Consider the following 16,289-nt stretch of genomic DNA (forward strand, 5'->3'; position numbering starts at 1 on the left):
GCAGAGCCCGGGTGCCCACCGTCCCGCCGAGCCCGACGTCGAGCATCCCGAGGCTTAGATGGTTGCGCCAGTTCGCCAGGCAGCAAACTGCAACTGTAGTACTAGGAGCGACCAGAAGGGGCGCTCATGCCCCGGCGCGCGGTGAGCCACACGGCCCCGCCGGCGGCCAAGAGCGCGGCGGCGCCGAGGAGATAGAGCCGGCGCAGGGCGACCTGCGTCTTGTCGGGATCGAAATCGGTGAGCGAGCTCCGCGCGCCGCGCGGCAATACCCAGGCGTCGCTCCCGCCGCCGATCGCGCGCAGCGCGCGGCCGAGCGTCTTCTCGGGCGCCATCCGGCTCTGAACGTACAGGATCCAGCGGCCCAGCGGCGTATGCCCCTTCGGCTTCTGCTCCATGGACGTGATGACGCGGCGGAGCTCGGCGGCCGTCTCGGCCGCGCTCCCCTCGCCCGGCAGGCGGGCCCATTCCCCGTGACCCGGCAACACCCACGCGAACCTCAGCCAGCCGGCCTCGGCCGCCGCGAGCAGATACCGCACCGAGCGGATCTGGCGCTCCCAGTCCTCCCAGCATTGCAGCCGATGCGCCACGAGTCGACCCAGGAGGCGCGAGTAGCTCAGGTGATCGCCGGTGAACAGGAAGCGGCCTCGGTACAGGAGGCATAACGACCCCGGCGTGTGCCCGGGCTGCGGCAATACCATGATCTCGGCCTCTTTGGCCGCCTCTCGCGAGAGCGACTCCCCCTCGAGCGAGAGCGGGCCGAGCTCGTTCCCGAGCTTGATCTCCACGTCGCCGGTCGAGGTCATGTACTTGTTCTCACGGAGGTTCACGTCTGCGGCGCCGATGATGCGGCGGCAACCCGGGAAGCGGCCGGCGAACTCGGCGTGGTGGTGCGTATGATCCCGGTGCGTCAGAAAGAGCCACCGCACGCCGCCGTGCTCCGCGAGCCAGCGGAAGACCTCCTCGCTCGGCTTCGGGGGATCGATCAGCACCCCGCCTCCGTCCCGCTCGATGAAATAGGACAGGGCGCCGAAGTTCTTGATGGATGGCTGTCCGATGACCCAGACGTCATCCTCGATGGACCGCGGGAAACCGCCCCAAGGCGACCCGAGATCGCCCCGACGAGCCCGCGCCGCTCCCGGCTTGAGCTTGATGGCGCCGAACGGGCACGCCGCGATCGCCGTCCGCGCCGCCATCAGATCTTCCTTGCTCCGCGGCTGCCGCAGCACACCCGTGAAGGCGCCGTCCTCGTAGGAGTCCGGCAGCACCGAGAGGCGGCGGCCTTCCCGGAGGTCGCTGGCCGGCGCCACCTCGCCCAGGAGCTCCGGCGCGTAGTTCCGGCACGTGCCGGCGCCGCAGCACTTGCGCGTGACGAAGAGCTCTCCCCAATCCTCGACATGCGTTTCGTCTTGCATCGCTGTACCTCGTGGATGGCAATAGCCAGTAGAGCGTCTGTCAGCCGAGCTCGGCTCGCGAATCGCGCGCGAACTCCAGGAAGGTGCTCGCATTGTGGCCCGCGAGGCGGCACACCTCCACGGTCAGATGAGGATCATGGAATTCTCCATTGCTTCGCTGCCAGCCCTGGCCATGTCAAGAGCCACGGTACGCTCTCCCGCTGCGCTTGACCAGGCAGCGACCGGCGAATAGCCTGTTCGACCAGGCTGCACAATGTTCGACTTCGACGCGATGGCGACGTTCGTGGAGGTGGCGCAGCTCGGGAGCTTCAGCGCGGCGGCGAAGGCGCTGCGGCTGCCGCGATCGACGGTCAGCGAGCGTGTGGCCCGCCTCGAAGCCTCGCTCGGCGTGCGGCTCCTCGAGCGCACGACGCGCGTGGTGCGACCGACGAGCGCCGGCGCCGCTTATCACGAGCGCTGCGCGCGCATCCTGTCCGAGATGGAAGAGGCCAACGCCGCGGTGAAGGACCTCGAGTCCTCCCCACGCGGCGTGTTGCGGGTGGCGACGCCGCTCCTGTTCGGCCAATCTTTCCTCGCCAGCGTGGCAGCGGCGTTCACGCAACGCCATCCCGCCGTGGAGATCGAGATCGTCGCCTCGGACCGCCCCGTGAACCCGATCGAAGACGGCTTCGACGTGGCCATCATGCTCTTCGCTTCCGACGACGACTCGAGCCTCATCGCGCAGCGGCTGACGGGAGGTGACCTGTGGCTGTGCGCGACCCCATCTTACCTTGAGGCGCGTGGCAGGCCGAAGTCGCCTGTCGATCTCGACGAACACACGTGCATCGTCTACGGCGAATCGCGCGTGACGCGCTGGACGTTCGAGCGCGGGCGCGAGGTGCGCCGCGCCGACGTCCGCGGAACGCTCTCGATGAACTCGTTTGCCATGCTGCACGAGGCCGTTCGCACCGGTGTCGGGATCGCGCCCGTGCCCAGCATTCTCTGCGCCGAGGACGTGCGCAGGGGGCGCCTCGTCCGCGTGCTCGCCGACTGGTCGATCAACCGCAAGGATCTGCGCGTCGTCTACCCCAGCAAGCGCCACCTCTCGCCGCGCGTCCGGTTGTTCGTCGACATGCTCGTCGCCGAGTTCCGCAAGCGCGTGGCGGCGACCGCAGAGCCTCCCGCCAGCGAAGAGCGAAGCGCACGCGCAAGGCGAATGACGAAAAAAAGAGGACTGCGGCGAGAGTAGCCGTGTGGCCTGAGCGCAACCGGACGAGCTTGGTGAAAACCGATGCCCCCGGCCGTCTGGCTCCGTTCTATTTAGCTCGGCGCTGATATTGCCTGACAAGCTGCCTGGTGCGGTGGGCACCCCGCGAAGGAGCCCGCTCGGCCGCCGAGAAGCGCGCTGGCGATCACGGCCCTTCATGCAGCAGAGATTGCCCGAAAAATTCCCCCGAGGGAGGATCGCCGGTCGCATTCCGTCCTTCTCGGCACTACGATGACGATCCGACAGCAGCGCCCCTGAAGGATGCGAGGGGGGCAATGATGGAGCTGCGGGATTACACGCTGGAAAAGGTAATCTACGACGGCAACGAGACACGGGTATGGCGCGCGGTCCATGTCCCCTCGGGGGCGCGCGTGGCAATCAAGATCCCCGTGGCCGAGGTGGCCAGTCCGCGTGTGATGGGGCGGCTGATCCACGAGCACCAGGTGCTCATGCAGCTCGCACAGGTGCCCGGGGTGGCGCGCGCACGGGCGCTGGAGCAGCGGGGCGGCACGGCGGCGCTGGTGCTGGAGGATCCTGGCCTCGGCTCGCTCGATCGCCTGCTCGCCAAGCAGGGGCGCGTGCCGGTCGGGGCCGCGCTGCGGTTCGGCCGGCTCCTGTCACGGGTGCTCGAGGGGGTGCACGCCGCTGGCGTGATGCACAAGGACATCAAGCCGCAAAACGTGCTGGTGGACGAGGCGTGCGAGAGGGTCACGCTGCTCGACTTCGGCATCGCCTCGCTGTTGTCCCAGGAGGCCACCGAGGCGAGCATCCCCGAGGCGCTGGAGGGGACGCTTGTCTATATTTCCCCGGAGCAGACGGGGCGCACAGCGCGCGCGCTCGATACGCGCACGGACCTGTACTCGCTGGGGGTGACGCTCTTCGAGGTGATGTCGGGGCGGCTGCCGTTCACGGAGCGCGATCCTCTCTCGCTGGTGCACGCTCACCTGGCCAAGGACCCGCCTCCGCTCGACTCCGTCGCCCCGGAGGTGCCAAGGACCGTGGCAGCCATCGTGGCGAAGCTCCTGGCCAAGGATCCCGAGCGGCGCTACCAGACGGCCCGCGGCGCGGCAGAGGATCTGGAGGAGGCCCTCCGTCGATGGGACGAGCGGGGCACGGTGGAGCCGTTCGGCCTGGGAAGAAAAGACTTCTCGCGCAAGCTCCGGTTGCCACAGGTGCTCGTGGGACGAGAGCGCGATGTCGAGCGGGTGGGCGAGTCCTTTGCGCGCGCCGCGCAGGGCACGACGGAGCTCCTGCTCGTCGGCGGCCCCTCGGGCATCGGCAAGACGGCGCTGGTCCGCACGGTCTACAGGGATATCGCGCAGGCGGGGCGCGGGCTCCTGATCGCGGGCAAGCACGATCAGCTCGCGCGGTCGACGCCTTACGCGGCGCTGGCTCAAGCGTTCGGGGCGCTGATGCGCCAATGGCTCTCCAGCTCGGAAGCGGTGCTCGAGGCCTGGCAGGAGCGGATCCGGCGCGAGGTCGGGGACAACGCGCGGCTCATCGCGGACGTGGTGCCGGAGCTCGACCTGGTCATGGGCAAGCTGCCGCCGGTGCCGCCGGTCGAGGGCGAGCAGGTGCTCAACCGGCAGAAGCTGACGTGGCTGAATTTCGTGCGAGCCGTCACGGCGCCGAACCCGCCGCTCGTGATGTTCCTGGACGACATGCAATGGGCCGACAGCGCCACGCTGATCATCCTGCAGACGCTGCTCACGGACGTGGAGCGCAAATCGCTGCTGGTGATCGCGGCGTACCGCGACAACGAGGCGCCGCCCGAGCACCCGCTGTGGAAGCTCGTCGAGGCGGTGGAGAAGAGCGATGCCAAGGTGTCGCGGATGACGGTGGGCCCGCTGTCGGGAGAGCAGGTGCAGAAGTGGTGCTCGCGGACGCTGGAGAGCGAGCCCGCGCGGGTGGAGCCGCTGGCGCGCGTGCTCTCGCGCAAGACCCGCGGAAACCCCTTCTTCCTGGAGCAGCTGCTGCTCTCGCTGCACCGGCAGAAGCAGGTGGTGAGGGATCCGGAGAGCGGGGCGTGGCGGTGGGATCAATCGTCGCTCGAGAAGGCGGGCGTCACCGATAACGTGGTGGCGCTCCTGACAGACAAGGTGCGTGAAATGCCCGAGCCGACGCAGCAGCTCCTGGGGCTCGCGGCCTGCGCAGGCCACACATTCCACCTGCAGGATCTGGAGCGGCTCAGCGGGTGGGAGCGCGCCCCGGTGACGGGGGCGTTATGGCCGGCGCTGGATGCAGAGCTGGTGGTGCCGGTCGACGGGGCTTACCGCCCCGCGCAGGCGCTCGGCGTCATTGGCGCGGCGGCGATGGACGCGGCGTACCGGTTCCTGCACGACCGCGTGCAGCAGGCGAGCTACGAGCGGATCTCGCCGGAGCAGCGGGTGCTCGCGCACCTGGAGATCGGCCGGCGGCTCCAGGCGCGTCATCTCGCCGAAGGGGGCACGGTCCAGCAATTCCTGGAGCTCGTGCGGCACCTGAACCTGGGCTCGGCGCGGCTCGAGTCCGTGGAGGAGCGCAAGGAGCTCGCGCGGCTGAACCTGGAGGCCGCGCGCTGCGCGAAGGCGGCGAGCTCCTACCGATTGATGGCCAACTTGCTGGACAGCGCGCAGGCGCTCCTCGGCGGACGCGCCTGGGAGCAGGAGCGCGCGCTGTCGGCGGAGATCGGGCTGGAGCGCCTGGAAGCCGCCTATCTGCTGCGGGAGTTCGACGACGTCGAGGCGCGGGCGCTCGCCTTGCTGGACAGGCCTCTGCCGGAGGTCGCCTGGCTGTCGGCGCAGGAGATCCGCACGCGCTGCTGTGTCGCCACGGGCCAGTACGCGCGCGGAATCGGGCTCGGGATGGCCGCCCTCGCGAAGCAGGGCATCACGTTCCCCGACACGGATGAGGCGTGTCAGGTCGCGCTCCTGCAAGAGTCCACCGAGCTGGATCAATGGCTGGACCGTGACCCGGACGGGTTTGATCGAATGCAGGTCGATCCGTCGCTGGAGCACCGGCTCATCGATGCCCTGATGACGCAGGCGCAGCTCTGCGCGATCTACGGTGGCCGGCCGATGCTGTATTCGCTCGTCATCGCCCGCATCGTGTCCGAGGCGATACGGCGGGACGCGCTCACGCCTGCTGCCACCCTCATGATCTGCAGCTTCGCCAACGCGTGGTCGGTGGCGACGGGCATGTATCGCCGTACCATGCGCTGGCTCACGCCCGGGGTGCGCGCCGCAGAGCGCGTCGGCTCCGCGATGCTCCCCGAGTGCCTCGCGCTCAAGGGGATCTACCTGGGCTACTCGAGGCCCATCGATGAAGCGTCCCCCGTTTACGAGCAAGCCATCGCTGCCGGCCTGAAGATCGGGTCGTTTCAAGGCACGAGCTGGGGGCTCCTGTGCGACTTGCTCTACTACCGGCTGTGGCGCGGCCTGCCGCTCGGCCAGGTCGACGCGCAGCACAAGGCGCGCTGGGAGCTGGTGCAGCGCGCAGGGGACGCCGTCGGGCGACACCATTTCGAGCTGGTCGCGTCCTTCTGCGAGGTCTTGATGTCTCCTGACGGCGCCGAGCGCCTCCTGGAGGAGGAGCCATTGCCACGAGGTTCGCGCTCCCTCCTGGCCGACGGGGATAGGTACACCGGAGGGTTCGCTCGTACGCTGGAAGGATATCTGTTCTGCGCTGTTGGCAAGTGGGAGCGGGCGCTGTCGAGGATGCGGGAGGCGGAGCAATTCCAGGCAGACCTCCTCGGGATCCCGATGGTGACAGACATCGCGCTCTTCCTCGCGCTCGCAGCAGCGAAGCGCTGGCCCGTCGCCGTCACGGACGAGGAGCAGGCGCGGCTGCGGCAGCACATCGAGCACAGCCTCGCGCGATTGCGCTACTTCACCGAAGGCTGCGAGGCCAATTTCCTCCACAAGCTGCGCCTCGCCGAGGCCGAATACGCCCGCGTCCTGGGCAAGCCCGATGAGGCAGCGGTCAGGTACGACGAGGCCATCGAGCTGGCCCGCGAGCACCGCTTCCTGCACATCGAGGCCCTGGCAGCCCAGCTCGCCGCCGAGTTTCGGCTGGAGGCGGGCAAGACCCACGTCGGGGCGATGTACCTGCGCGAGGCGCGCGACGCCTACGCGCGCTGGGGCGCTGACGCGGTGGTCGCCCATCTGAACGCGAGGTATCCCGCCGTGCTGAAGGCGTCCCTGCACGAGTCGGCCTCCGAGCGTACGACCGTGATGGCGACCACCACGACCACGGGCAGGTCCACGGGCGCGCATTTCGACGTGAAGACCGCGGTGCGCGCGGCGCAGGCCCTCTCGGGCGAGCTCGACCCGGGGCGCGTGGTGGGCCGGCTGATGGAGCTCACGCTGGAGAACGCGGGGGCGCAGCGCGGCGCCCTGGTGCTCAGCGAAGGGGACGCGCTCTCGGTCGTCGCTCGGCTCTGGGTGGAGGGGACCCGCATCGAGGCAGGGCTGTCGGAGCCCCTCGGGCAGAGCCACGACGTCCCCGTCGCGGTGGTGCAATACGCGGCCCGCACGGGCGAGCCGGTGGTGACAGGCGACGCGAGGTCCGACGCGCGCTTCGCCGGCGACCCGTACCTGGCGTTGCACGCGGTGCTCTCGCTGCTGGCGCTGCCCTTGACGCATCGGGGCCACGTGGTGGGCGTGCTGTACCTGGAGCACCGCGACGTGCCGTCGGCGTTCCCTCCCGCGCGCGTGGAGCTCCTGTCAGTGCTCGCCTCGCAGGCGGCGATCGCCGTCGAGAACGCGGTGCTGTACCGGGACCAGGAGGTCAAGATCCAGGAGCGGACGGCGCAGCTGCGGATCGCCAAGGAGGCGGCCGACCGCGCCAATCGAGCGAAGAGCGATTTCCTCTCGAGCATGAGCCATGAGCTGCGCACGCCCCTCAATGGCATCCTGGGTTACGCTCAGTTCCTCATGCGAGCGCCCGAGCTCTCGCCGAAGAGCCGCGAAGGGGTGCAGATCGTGAAGAAATCGGGCGAGCACCTCCTGGCGTTGCTCAACGACCTCCTGGATCTCGCGAAGATCGAGGCCGGCAAGATGGAGCTCGTCGCCCGGAGGTTCGACTTCCCCTCCTTCGTGCACAACGTGGTGGACCTCTGCAGCGTGCGCGCCGAACAGAGGGGCATCGCGTTCACCCACGAGGTGCGGGGCCCGGCGCTCGCCGCCGTGTACGCCGACGAGAAGCGCTTGACGCAGGTGCTCCTGAACCTGCTCGGCAACGCCATCAAGTTCACGGAGCGCGGCGCGGTCACCCTGCTCGTCGACGCCCTGGGCGAGGGCGGAGACGGGCAGCGCGACGTGCGCTTCCGGATCGAGGACACGGGCACGGGCATCGCCCCGGAGCACCTCGCGCGCATCTTCGAGCCCTTCGAGCAGGTGGGAGACCAGAGGGTGAAGAGCGAGGGCACCGGGCTCGGCCTCGCCATCAGCAAGAGGATCATCGAGCATATGGGCGGGACCATTTATGTCGAGAGCGAGCTCGGCAAAGGCAGCGCGTTCACCGTGACGCTCACGCTCGCCGAGGCGCTCTCTTCCGCGGCCGCCGACGAGGCTCTGACGTGGGCCACGATCACCGGTTATCGCGGCGAGCGCCGCAAGATCCTCGTCGTGGACGACAACCCCGGCAACCGCGCTCTGTTCTGCGATCTGCTGGTCCCCATAGGCTTCGACCTCGTCGAGGCCGACGGCGGCGAATCCGCGCTGCGGCTGGCCCTGGAGCACAGGCCTGCGCTGATCCTGATGGACCTGGCCATGCCAGGCCTGGACGGCTATGAGACAACGCGCCGCCTGCGGCAGATGCCCGAGCTCGACGGGGTGGTGATCCTGGCCTCGTCGGCGAACGTCAACGCCGCCGAACAGCCGAAGGGGGCCCACGCCGGCTGGGACGACTTCTTGCCGAAGCCGGTGCATGCCAACCTGCTCTTCGAGAAGATCGCGCGTTTCCTGCGCGTGGAATGGACGCACGAACCGGTGAACGCCACGGCCCCCGCGGCGGTGAAGGGGGATAGCGCGCTGGTGCCGCCCTCGGCCGAACAGCTATCGCTGCTATCGCGGCTGGTGGCGTCGGGCCGTATCCGGAAGGTGCTGGCGGAGGCGGAGCGGATGCAGCAAAGCGAGCCGCGGCTCGGCCCCTGGCTCGAGCAGCTCCAGACGCTGGCGCGGACGTACCAGATGCGGAAGCTGCAGGAGTTCGTCGAGGAGCATGCCGCGGTCGGCGCGGCGGTGGCCGACGGTCAACTGTCATGAGCAGAGCCTCCGCGCCCGGTGCTCGTGAGGGCACGATCCTCGTCGTGGATGACATGCCCGCCAACCTGGCCCTGCTCGTGGATCATCTCGAATCCGCAGGTCATCAGGCGCTCGCCGCCGAGGACGCGGAGGCGGCCCTGAAGCGGGCCAGCCTCATGAAACCCGACCTGATCCTGCTGGACGTGGTGATGCCCGGGATCGACGGGTTCGAGACCTGCCGGCGCTTGAAGGCGGCCGAGGGCACCCGCGACATCCCGGTGATCTTCATGACCTGCCTCGGAGAAGTGGCGGACAAGCTCGTGGGGTTCGAGGCGGGGGGCGTCGACTACATCACCAAGCCGTTCGAGATTGAAGAGGTGCTCGCGCGGATCAGGACGCACCTGAGCTTGCGCGAGGCGCAGAAGGAGCTCGAAGCGAAGAACGCGCAGCTCCTGCGCGCCCACCAGGAGCTGGAGCAGCGGGTGCGAGAGCGCACGGCCGAGCTGGCGAGCTCGAACGCCGCCCTCGAGGCGGAGAACGCCGAGCGCCGGCGCGCGGAAGTTGCTTTGCGCGAGAGCCAACACCTGCTTCAGGCCATCTTCGACAACTCCACGGCGGTCATCTACGTCAAGGACCTCGAAGGACGCTATTTGATGATCAACCGCCGCCACGAAGAGTTGTTTCATGTGACCGCGCGGTCGATCGCCGGCAAGACCGACTATGATCTGTTCCCCGCGGAGTGTGCCGATGCGCTTCGCGCTTTCGACCGGCAGGTGGTGGCGGCCGGGGGGCCGCTGGAGATGGAAGAGATCGTGCCCCAGGACGATGGGCTCCACACGTACATCGCGATCAAGTGTCCGCTCTTCGACGAGTCGGGCCGGCCGTACGCGGTTTGCGGGATCTCCACGGACATCAGCGATCGAAAGCGGACCGAGGCGGAGCGGGAGATGCTCCTCTCCCGCGAGCAGGCGGCGCGGGCGGAGCTCGAGCGCACCGGGCGGCTGAAGGATGAGTTCCTGGCGCTGCTGAGCCACGAGCTGCGGACGCCGCTCACCGCGATCCTCGGCTGGTCGCAGCTGCTCCGTATGCGCGGCCCATCGGACGAGATCCTGGGCCGGGCGCTCGGGACGATCGAGCGGAACGCGCGGGCGCAATCCAAGCTCATCGACGATCTGCTGGACATGTCGCGTATCATCGGCGGGCGGCTGAGCCTCGACGTGGAGCCGGTCGATCTGACCGAGATGCTCGAAACGCTGCTGGAGTCGACCGAGCCGGCGGCGAAGGCGAAGGGGATCCGCCTGGAGCTCAGCGTCGAGTCGCCCGGAGAACAGGTCATCGGGGACCCGAATCGCCTCCAGCAGATCGTGTGGAACCTGCTCAGCAACGCGATGAAGTTCACGCGGCAGGGCGGGCAGGTGAGGGTATCGCTGCGCCGCGAGGGGTCGTACGCGCGCCTCGCGGTGAGCGACACGGGGATCGGCATCGCGCCGGAGTTTTTGCCGTACGTCTTCGAGCAATTCCGGCAAGCAGACGCCTCGACCACGCGCGAGTACGGCGGGCTGGGTCTGGGTCTCTCGATCGTGCAGCACCTGGTGGAGCTGCACGGGGGGACGGTGGAGGCGGCCAGCGCAGGGAAGGACCAGGGGGCGAGCTTCACGGTGAAGCTGCCGCTGGAGGCCAAGCACGCCGAGGCGCTGGCCGGAGGAGAGCCGCCCTCGACGCCGCAGCGCCGGCCATCACGGCATCGTGGCGGGGAGCTCTTGAATTTGAAGGGGGTGCGGGTGCTTGTGGTGGATGACGAGCCGGACACGCGAGAGCTGCTCCTGCGGATATTGGCGGAGTGCCAGGCGGAGGTGCGGACGGCGGGCTCGGTCGTGGAGGCCCTGGCGGAGCTGGAGCGAGATCGGCCGATGGTCCTTGTGAGCGACATCGGCATGCCGCACGAGGGCGGGTATGAGCTGATCCAGAAGGTACGGCAGTTGCCGGAAGAGCGTGGGGGGAGCGTGCCGGCGCTGGCGTTGACCGCGTTTGCGCGCGCCGAGGACCGCGCGCGGGCGCTCAGGGCCGGATACCAGATGCACCTTGCCAAGCCGGTGAAGCCGCCGGATCTGGTGGCGCACGTGGCGACGTTGGCCGGGCGAATCCATGGCGGGGCGAGGTGAGTCGAGGCCGAGCGCGGACCTGTGGACGTTCATCGGCTCCGTAGGGTGTAGCTTCGGCCAATCGAAAGAGGCGAAATGATGAGATCGTCGGCGAGCGCTGGCCTGATGCCGCGCGACTGTCACCGTTCGTGGTGACGCTCGGCACCCGCTCGCGGGAGAAGCGTATTCCTGCGCGGAGAGCTCGGCACTTCGGCTTCTTGTATTTGCGCGCTGCGGCATGGCCGTGAGCGAGCCGGCGCCGGGGTCCGGCTCCCTCTCCCGCGGCTGCGGACCGCGCTGGGGCCCGTTCCGCTCTCCCGCGGCCCGCCGCTCGTGCATCCGGGGGCTGGTCGGCGGCGAGTCGGCCCGAAGCCAGGGGCAGCTTGCGCAAATTTCGATGCCGGGCATTCTGCCTGTGCGACGGGCCCTTGGCGTCCGGCGAAACCTTCCCGATAATCCCGACCCGTTCAACCCTCGAGAAAACAGTGGAAACGAAAAATTCTACCATCATTTACACGAAGACGGACGAGGCGCCGGCCTTGGCCACCTATTCGCTCCTCCCGATCGTCGAGGCGTTCACGAAGGCCGCCGGGGTCCGGGTCGAGACGCGCGACATCTCCCTGGCGGGCCGCATCGTCGCCAACTTCCCCGAGCGCCTGACGGACAACCAGAAGCTAGGCGACCACCTGGCGGAGCTCGGCGAGCTGGCCAAGACGCCAGACGCCAACATCATCAAGCTACCCAACATCAGCGCCTCCATTCCGCAGCTCGTGGCCGCCATCAAGGAGCTGCAGCAGCAGGGCTACGCCGTGCCGGACTATCCCTCCGAGCCGAAGACCGAGGAGGAGAAGGCGATCAAGGCGCGTTACGCCAAGGTGCTCGGCAGCGCCGTGAACCCCGTCCTGCGCGAGGGCAACAGCGATCGCCGCGCCTCGCCGGCCGTCAAGGACTACGCCAAGAAGCACCCGCACTCGATGGGCGCGTGGAGCCGTGAGTCGAAGAGCCACGTCGCGCACATGTCGAGCGGCGACTTCTACGGCAGCGAGAAGTCGGTCGTCGTGGACAAGGCGCAGGAGCTGAAGATCGAGCTCGTCGCCGGCGGCAAGACGACCGTGCTCAAGGCGAGCGTCAAGGTGCAGCCGGGCGAGGTCGTCGACGCCAGCGTGATGAGCGCCAAGGCCCTGCGCGCGTTCTACGCCGAGCAGGTGGCGGACGCGAAGAAGCAGGGAGTGCTGTTCTCCCTGCACCTCAAGGCCACGATGATGAAGGTCAGCGACCCGATCCTCTTCGGGCACGCCGTCAGCGTGTTTTACGCCGAGGCGCTCGAGAAGCACGCTGCCACGCTGGCCAAGGTCGGCTTCGACCCGAACAACGGCATCGGCGACCTGTACACGAAGATCCAGAGCTTGCCGGCAGACGAGAAGGCGGCGATCGAGGCGGACATCAAGGCCCTCTACGAGCAGCGCCCGACGCTCGCCATGGTCGACTCCGACCGCGGCATCACCAACCTGCACGTGCCCTCGGACGTGATCATCGACGCCTCGATGCCGGCGGCCATCCGCTCCAGCGGCAAGATGTACGGCACGGATGGCAAGCTCTACGACGCCAAGTTCACGATCCCCGATCGCTCCTACGCCGGCATCTACCAGGCCACGATCGAGTTCCACAAGCAGCACGGGGCGTTCGACCCGCGCACGATGGGCACCTCGCCGAACGTGGGGCTCATGGCGCAGGCCGCGGAGGAGTACGGCTCGCACGACAAGACGTTCAAGATCGCCGAGAGCGGCACGGTGCGCGTCGTCGACGCCGCCGGCAACGCCCTGCTGGAGCAGGAGGTCGAGGCCGGCGACGTCTTCCGCGCTTGCCAGACGAAGGACATCGCGATCAAGGATTGGGTCAAGCTGGCCGTCTCCCGCGCGCGCGCCACCGGCGCCCCGGCGGTGTTCTGGCTCGACGAGAACCGCGCCCACGACAAGAACCTGATCGCCAAGGTCAAAGCCTACCTGCCCGAGCACGACACCAAGGGCCTGGAGCTCCCGATCAAGAGCCCGGTGGAGGCGATCAAGTTCACGCTTGCCCGCATGAAGGAGGGCAAGGACACCATCAGCGTCACCGGCAACGTGCTGCGCGACTACCTGACGGACCTGTTCCCGATCCTGGAGCTCGGAACCAGCGCCAAGATGCTCTCCATCGTGCCGCTGCTGGCCGGTGGTGGTCTGTACGAGACCGGCGCCGGCGGCTCGGCGCCGAAGCACGTCCAGCAGCTGCAGAAAGAAAACTACCTGCGCTGGGACTCGCTCGGTGAGTTCCTGGCGCTGCAGGTCTCGATCGAGGACCTCGCCAACAAGACCAACAACGCCAAGGCCAAGGTGCTCGCCAAGGCGCTGGACACGGCGATCGGCCTGTTCCTCGAGAACAACAAGAGCCCGGCGCGCAAGGTCGGCGAGATCGACAACCGCGGCAGCCACTTCTACCTCGCGCTCTACTGGGCGCAGTCCCTCGCGAAGCAGACCGAGGACAAGGAGCTGGCGGCCAAGTTCGGCAAGCTCGCCCAGACCCTGACGGACAACGAGTCCAAGATCGACGGCGAGCTGATCGGCGCGCAGGGCAAGCCCGTCGACCTCGGCGGCTACTACCATTTCGACGATCAGAAGACGTTCGCCGCGATGCGGCCCAGCGCCACGCTGAACGCGGCCATCGACGGCTTCTCCTGAGCCGCGCGGGGTCCCCGCCGAGCGCGCGCGTGGCCACAGGCGACGCGCTCGGCGGCGACGGCCGTTCAACCACCGTGCGACCGAGTCACGCGCCGGGGGAGCGCCTTGACGCCCACCACCGAGCGATGACACCATGTCTGAAATCGTTTGGTGGACTGGAGCAGGGAATGGCCGGACGAGGACGAACGATCAGGGGAGATAAGCCCAAGCCCAGCGCCGGCGGCGGTGGAGAAATCTCTCCAGCAAAGCTAAATCCGTTCGAGGGGAAGGACTCCTTCGACGGTGAGACGTTCGATGGGCTCACCCTGGAACGAGCGGACCTGAGCGACCGAGATTTCTGCGGCTGTGTGTTCCGGCGTTCGAAGCTCGGCGAGAGCCGCTGGACGCGCGTTCGGCTCGAGAACTGCGTCTTCGAGAGCTGCGATCTGACCAAGGCCGACCTCACCATGCTCTCGCTGCGCGGCGTGGCGTTCAACTCCTGCAAGCTGATGGGCGTCGACTGGACGAACATCGCGAAATTCCCCGACGTGTCGTTCGAGGATTGCGACTTGCGGTATGTCATCATGGATTCGCTCGCGCTGCGCAAGACGCGCTTCGAGCGGTGCGCGATCACCGAGTCGGTGTTCGCCGCGACGGACCTCGCCGGGGCTGTGTTCGAGGAGTGCCGCTTCGCGGGGACGCGCTTCGAGGACTGCGACCTTCGAAACGCGCAGTTTCCTCGATCCCAGGATCTGTTCATCGATCCGGCGAAGAACAACGTGAAGGGCGCCCGCATCCCGCTCGAGGCGGCGATCCTCCTCGCGGCTTCGTTCGGCATGCACGTGCTCGGCTTCACGGAGAAGGACGGCAGATAACGGCGCGGGTCGCCGTGCGCCGCGGCCTCGAAAGACCTGCATCCTTCACGGCTTCGCGGCGCTCCCCAGCTCAGCCGGGAGCGCCGCGTCGAGCCAGGCCTCGAACGTGCTCGACAGCGCGCAGGTCGCCGCGCCGCCGCAGAGGTCCGCGCGCTTGGCCGCGAGCTCGCCCTCGATCGCCTCCCGCGTGGCTCCCAGCGCGCGCGCGCAGACGAGGTTCTTCGCCGTCTGAGCGACGTTCACGCCGCTGCCGGCCGTCACGACGATCGCCGCGGGCTTCTTGCCGCACGCGCGGCCGAGCGCCCCGGTCGCGCTGGCGTCGGTCGCTGAAAACGAGCCGTCCTGCACCGAGTGGAAATAGAACTTCGGCCCGGTCACACGCGACGGGCAGCTCTTCACGCCGCAGTCCGCGCCGAGCCACGCGACGAAGGGACCGTAGCTCCCGATGTCCGGCCGCATGTCGTGATCGAGGTGCTCGATGCCGAGGCCGCCGGAGACGCTCGGGGCCTTCGCATAGGCGGACACCGCTCCGTTCGAGAACGTCCAGACCGGGCTCGGCGCCGCCGGCTTCGCGCCCGCGGCAAGCGCGTTGAGCTCGTAGGGGACGATGAGCTCGTCGTTGCCGTCGTCGTCGAAGTCATAGACGTTCAACGCGGAGATCGCGAGTCCACCGGGCGCGACCTCGATCGTTCCCAGCGGCGCCGCGGAGCGCTTGCCTTCGAGGTCGATCCGCACAACCTCGATGTCGAAGGCGAGCGCCCGCGCCGCGCCCTCGCCGGCGCCAGCGGATCGCGTCAGCGACAGCGCCCAGGAGCCGAGCCCCGCCGGCTGGCAGACCCCGAATTTCGGCAGGCGCGTCGCCTCGGCCGTCGAGACCTTCTCGGGCCCTTCGAGCTTCTGCGCGTCGGAGATGCGCGCTCGGTTCTGATCGAGGAGCTCCTGGCAAGCGCGCCGGTGCGACACCACGGAGCCGGCCCAGTCGAGCTTCGCCGTCGTCCCGTCGATCTGGAGCTCGTAGCGCGTGTCGGTCCACTCCAGCGTGACCGTCTGCTTGGCTTCGGCCCGGAACGGCGCGACGAGCCGGAACTCGCCACGCTCGTCGGCGAGGACCTCGTTCGACGGGCCCGCGTCGGGATCCTCGCCGGCGTCGGCGGCCGCCGCGGGCTCGCTCGGCTTTTCGGCTGCGGCCTCCGCGCTCGGATCGTGGAGCACCGCGCGGACGGGGTGCCCTCCGGTCCCGTTCTTCTTCCGGCAAAGCAGCTCGAGCCATCCATCGAGGCTCTTCGCTTCGCAACCGAGGCCGACGGCCGCTGCGATCGACTCGCTCCGGCCGTCCTTGAAGGACGCCGGCGCACCAGAAGGCGCCGGCGCAGCCGACGGCGGAGCCGGCTCGGTGGGCGCCGCAGCCGCGGGCGCGGCGGCCGACGAGGCTACCTCCGCAGCGGCCGGCGACGCTGTCTCCGCGGCGGCCGCCGCCGGTGCGCTCGATCCGGCGCTCGGTCCCGAGCTCGCCGCCGGCAGGCCGGCCTCCTCGGATTTCTGACAGCCAACGAGAATCCCCAGCAGAAAGCAAGCGCTCAATGTTCTCATGGTCCGGTCCCCTGGATCCAGCAGCCTGCGTACCAGCTCGGAGGCACGGGCGAAATGCCTCTGCTGGCCCAAGGATCGGCCGTGGCGCGTGTCGGGGTGGCCACGGCG

General features: G+C 68.7%; 7 protein-coding genes. 5 read left to right on the top strand and 2 right to left on the bottom strand.

From position 1 onward, the window contains the following. Positions 1-101: 101 nt before the first annotated feature. Positions 102-1,412: an MBL fold metallo-hydrolase gene (locus WMF19_RS41640; RefSeq protein WP_437895448.1), complete on the bottom strand. Its 1,311-nt coding sequence runs from the start codon at positions 1,410-1,412 to the stop codon at positions 102-104. 253 nt (positions 1,413-1,665) lie between these two features. On the opposite strand from WMF19_RS41640, the gene WMF19_RS41645 reads away from it, so the two are divergent. From WMF19_RS41645 to WMF19_RS41665, 5 genes are all read left to right on the top strand, one after another. After that, the gene (locus WMF19_RS41645; protein WP_437895449.1) at positions 1,666-2,640 is read left to right on the top strand and encodes a LysR substrate-binding domain-containing protein; all 975 of its coding nucleotides are present in this window, start codon (positions 1,666-1,668) and stop codon (positions 2,638-2,640) included. 293 nt (positions 2,641-2,933) lie between these two features. Then, positions 2,934-8,903, top strand: coding sequence for an AAA family ATPase (locus tag WMF19_RS41650; protein ID WP_437895450.1), 5,970 nt, complete (start codon positions 2,934-2,936; stop codon positions 8,901-8,903). Next, the gene (locus WMF19_RS41655) at positions 8,900-11,044 is read left to right on the top strand and encodes a response regulator (RefSeq protein ID WP_437895451.1); all 2,145 of its coding nucleotides are present in this window, start codon (positions 8,900-8,902) and stop codon (positions 11,042-11,044) included. Before WMF19_RS41650 ends, WMF19_RS41655 begins: the two co-directional genes overlap by 4 nt. A gap of 464 nt (positions 11,045-11,508) precedes the next feature. Further along, positions 11,509-13,737 carry an NADP-dependent isocitrate dehydrogenase gene (locus WMF19_RS41660; protein WP_437895452.1) on the top strand — a complete coding sequence of 743 codons (2,229 nt, stop codon included), beginning with the start codon at positions 11,509-11,511 and terminating at the stop codon, positions 13,735-13,737. A gap of 347 nt (positions 13,738-14,084) precedes the next feature. Next, positions 14,085-14,591, top strand: a complete 507-nt coding sequence (locus tag WMF19_RS41665) for a pentapeptide repeat-containing protein (RefSeq protein WP_437895453.1) — start codon at positions 14,085-14,087, stop codon at positions 14,589-14,591. Between the two features lie 45 nt (positions 14,592-14,636). Here WMF19_RS41665 and WMF19_RS41670 read toward each other — a convergent pair whose 3' ends face one another. Next, entirely contained in the window at positions 14,637-16,181 is a 1,545-nt protein-coding gene (locus tag WMF19_RS41670) for a hypothetical protein (RefSeq protein WP_437895454.1), read from the bottom strand. Positions 16,182-16,289: the final 108 nt, after the last annotated feature.

The organism is Sorangium sp. So ce124, assembly GCF_051525235.1.
Classification (GTDB): Bacteria; Myxococcota_A; Polyangia; order Polyangiales; family Polyangiaceae; genus Sorangium; species Sorangium atrum.

Coding starts and splice junctions, on each gene's coding strand:
- WMF19_RS41640 (WP_437895448.1), bottom strand. CDS start 1,412: ATGCAAGACGAAACGCATGTCGAGGATTGGGGAGAGCTCTTCGTCACG.
- WMF19_RS41645 (WP_437895449.1), top strand. CDS start 1,666: ATGTTCGACTTCGACGCGATGGCGACGTTCGTGGAGGTGGCGCAGCTC.
- WMF19_RS41650 (WP_437895450.1), top strand. CDS start 2,934: ATGATGGAGCTGCGGGATTACACGCTGGAAAAGGTAATCTACGACGGC.
- WMF19_RS41655 (WP_437895451.1), top strand. CDS start 8,900: ATGAGCAGAGCCTCCGCGCCCGGTGCTCGTGAGGGCACGATCCTCGTC.
- WMF19_RS41670 (WP_437895454.1), bottom strand. CDS start 16,181: ATGAGAACATTGAGCGCTTGCTTTCTGCTGGGGATTCTCGTTGGCTGT.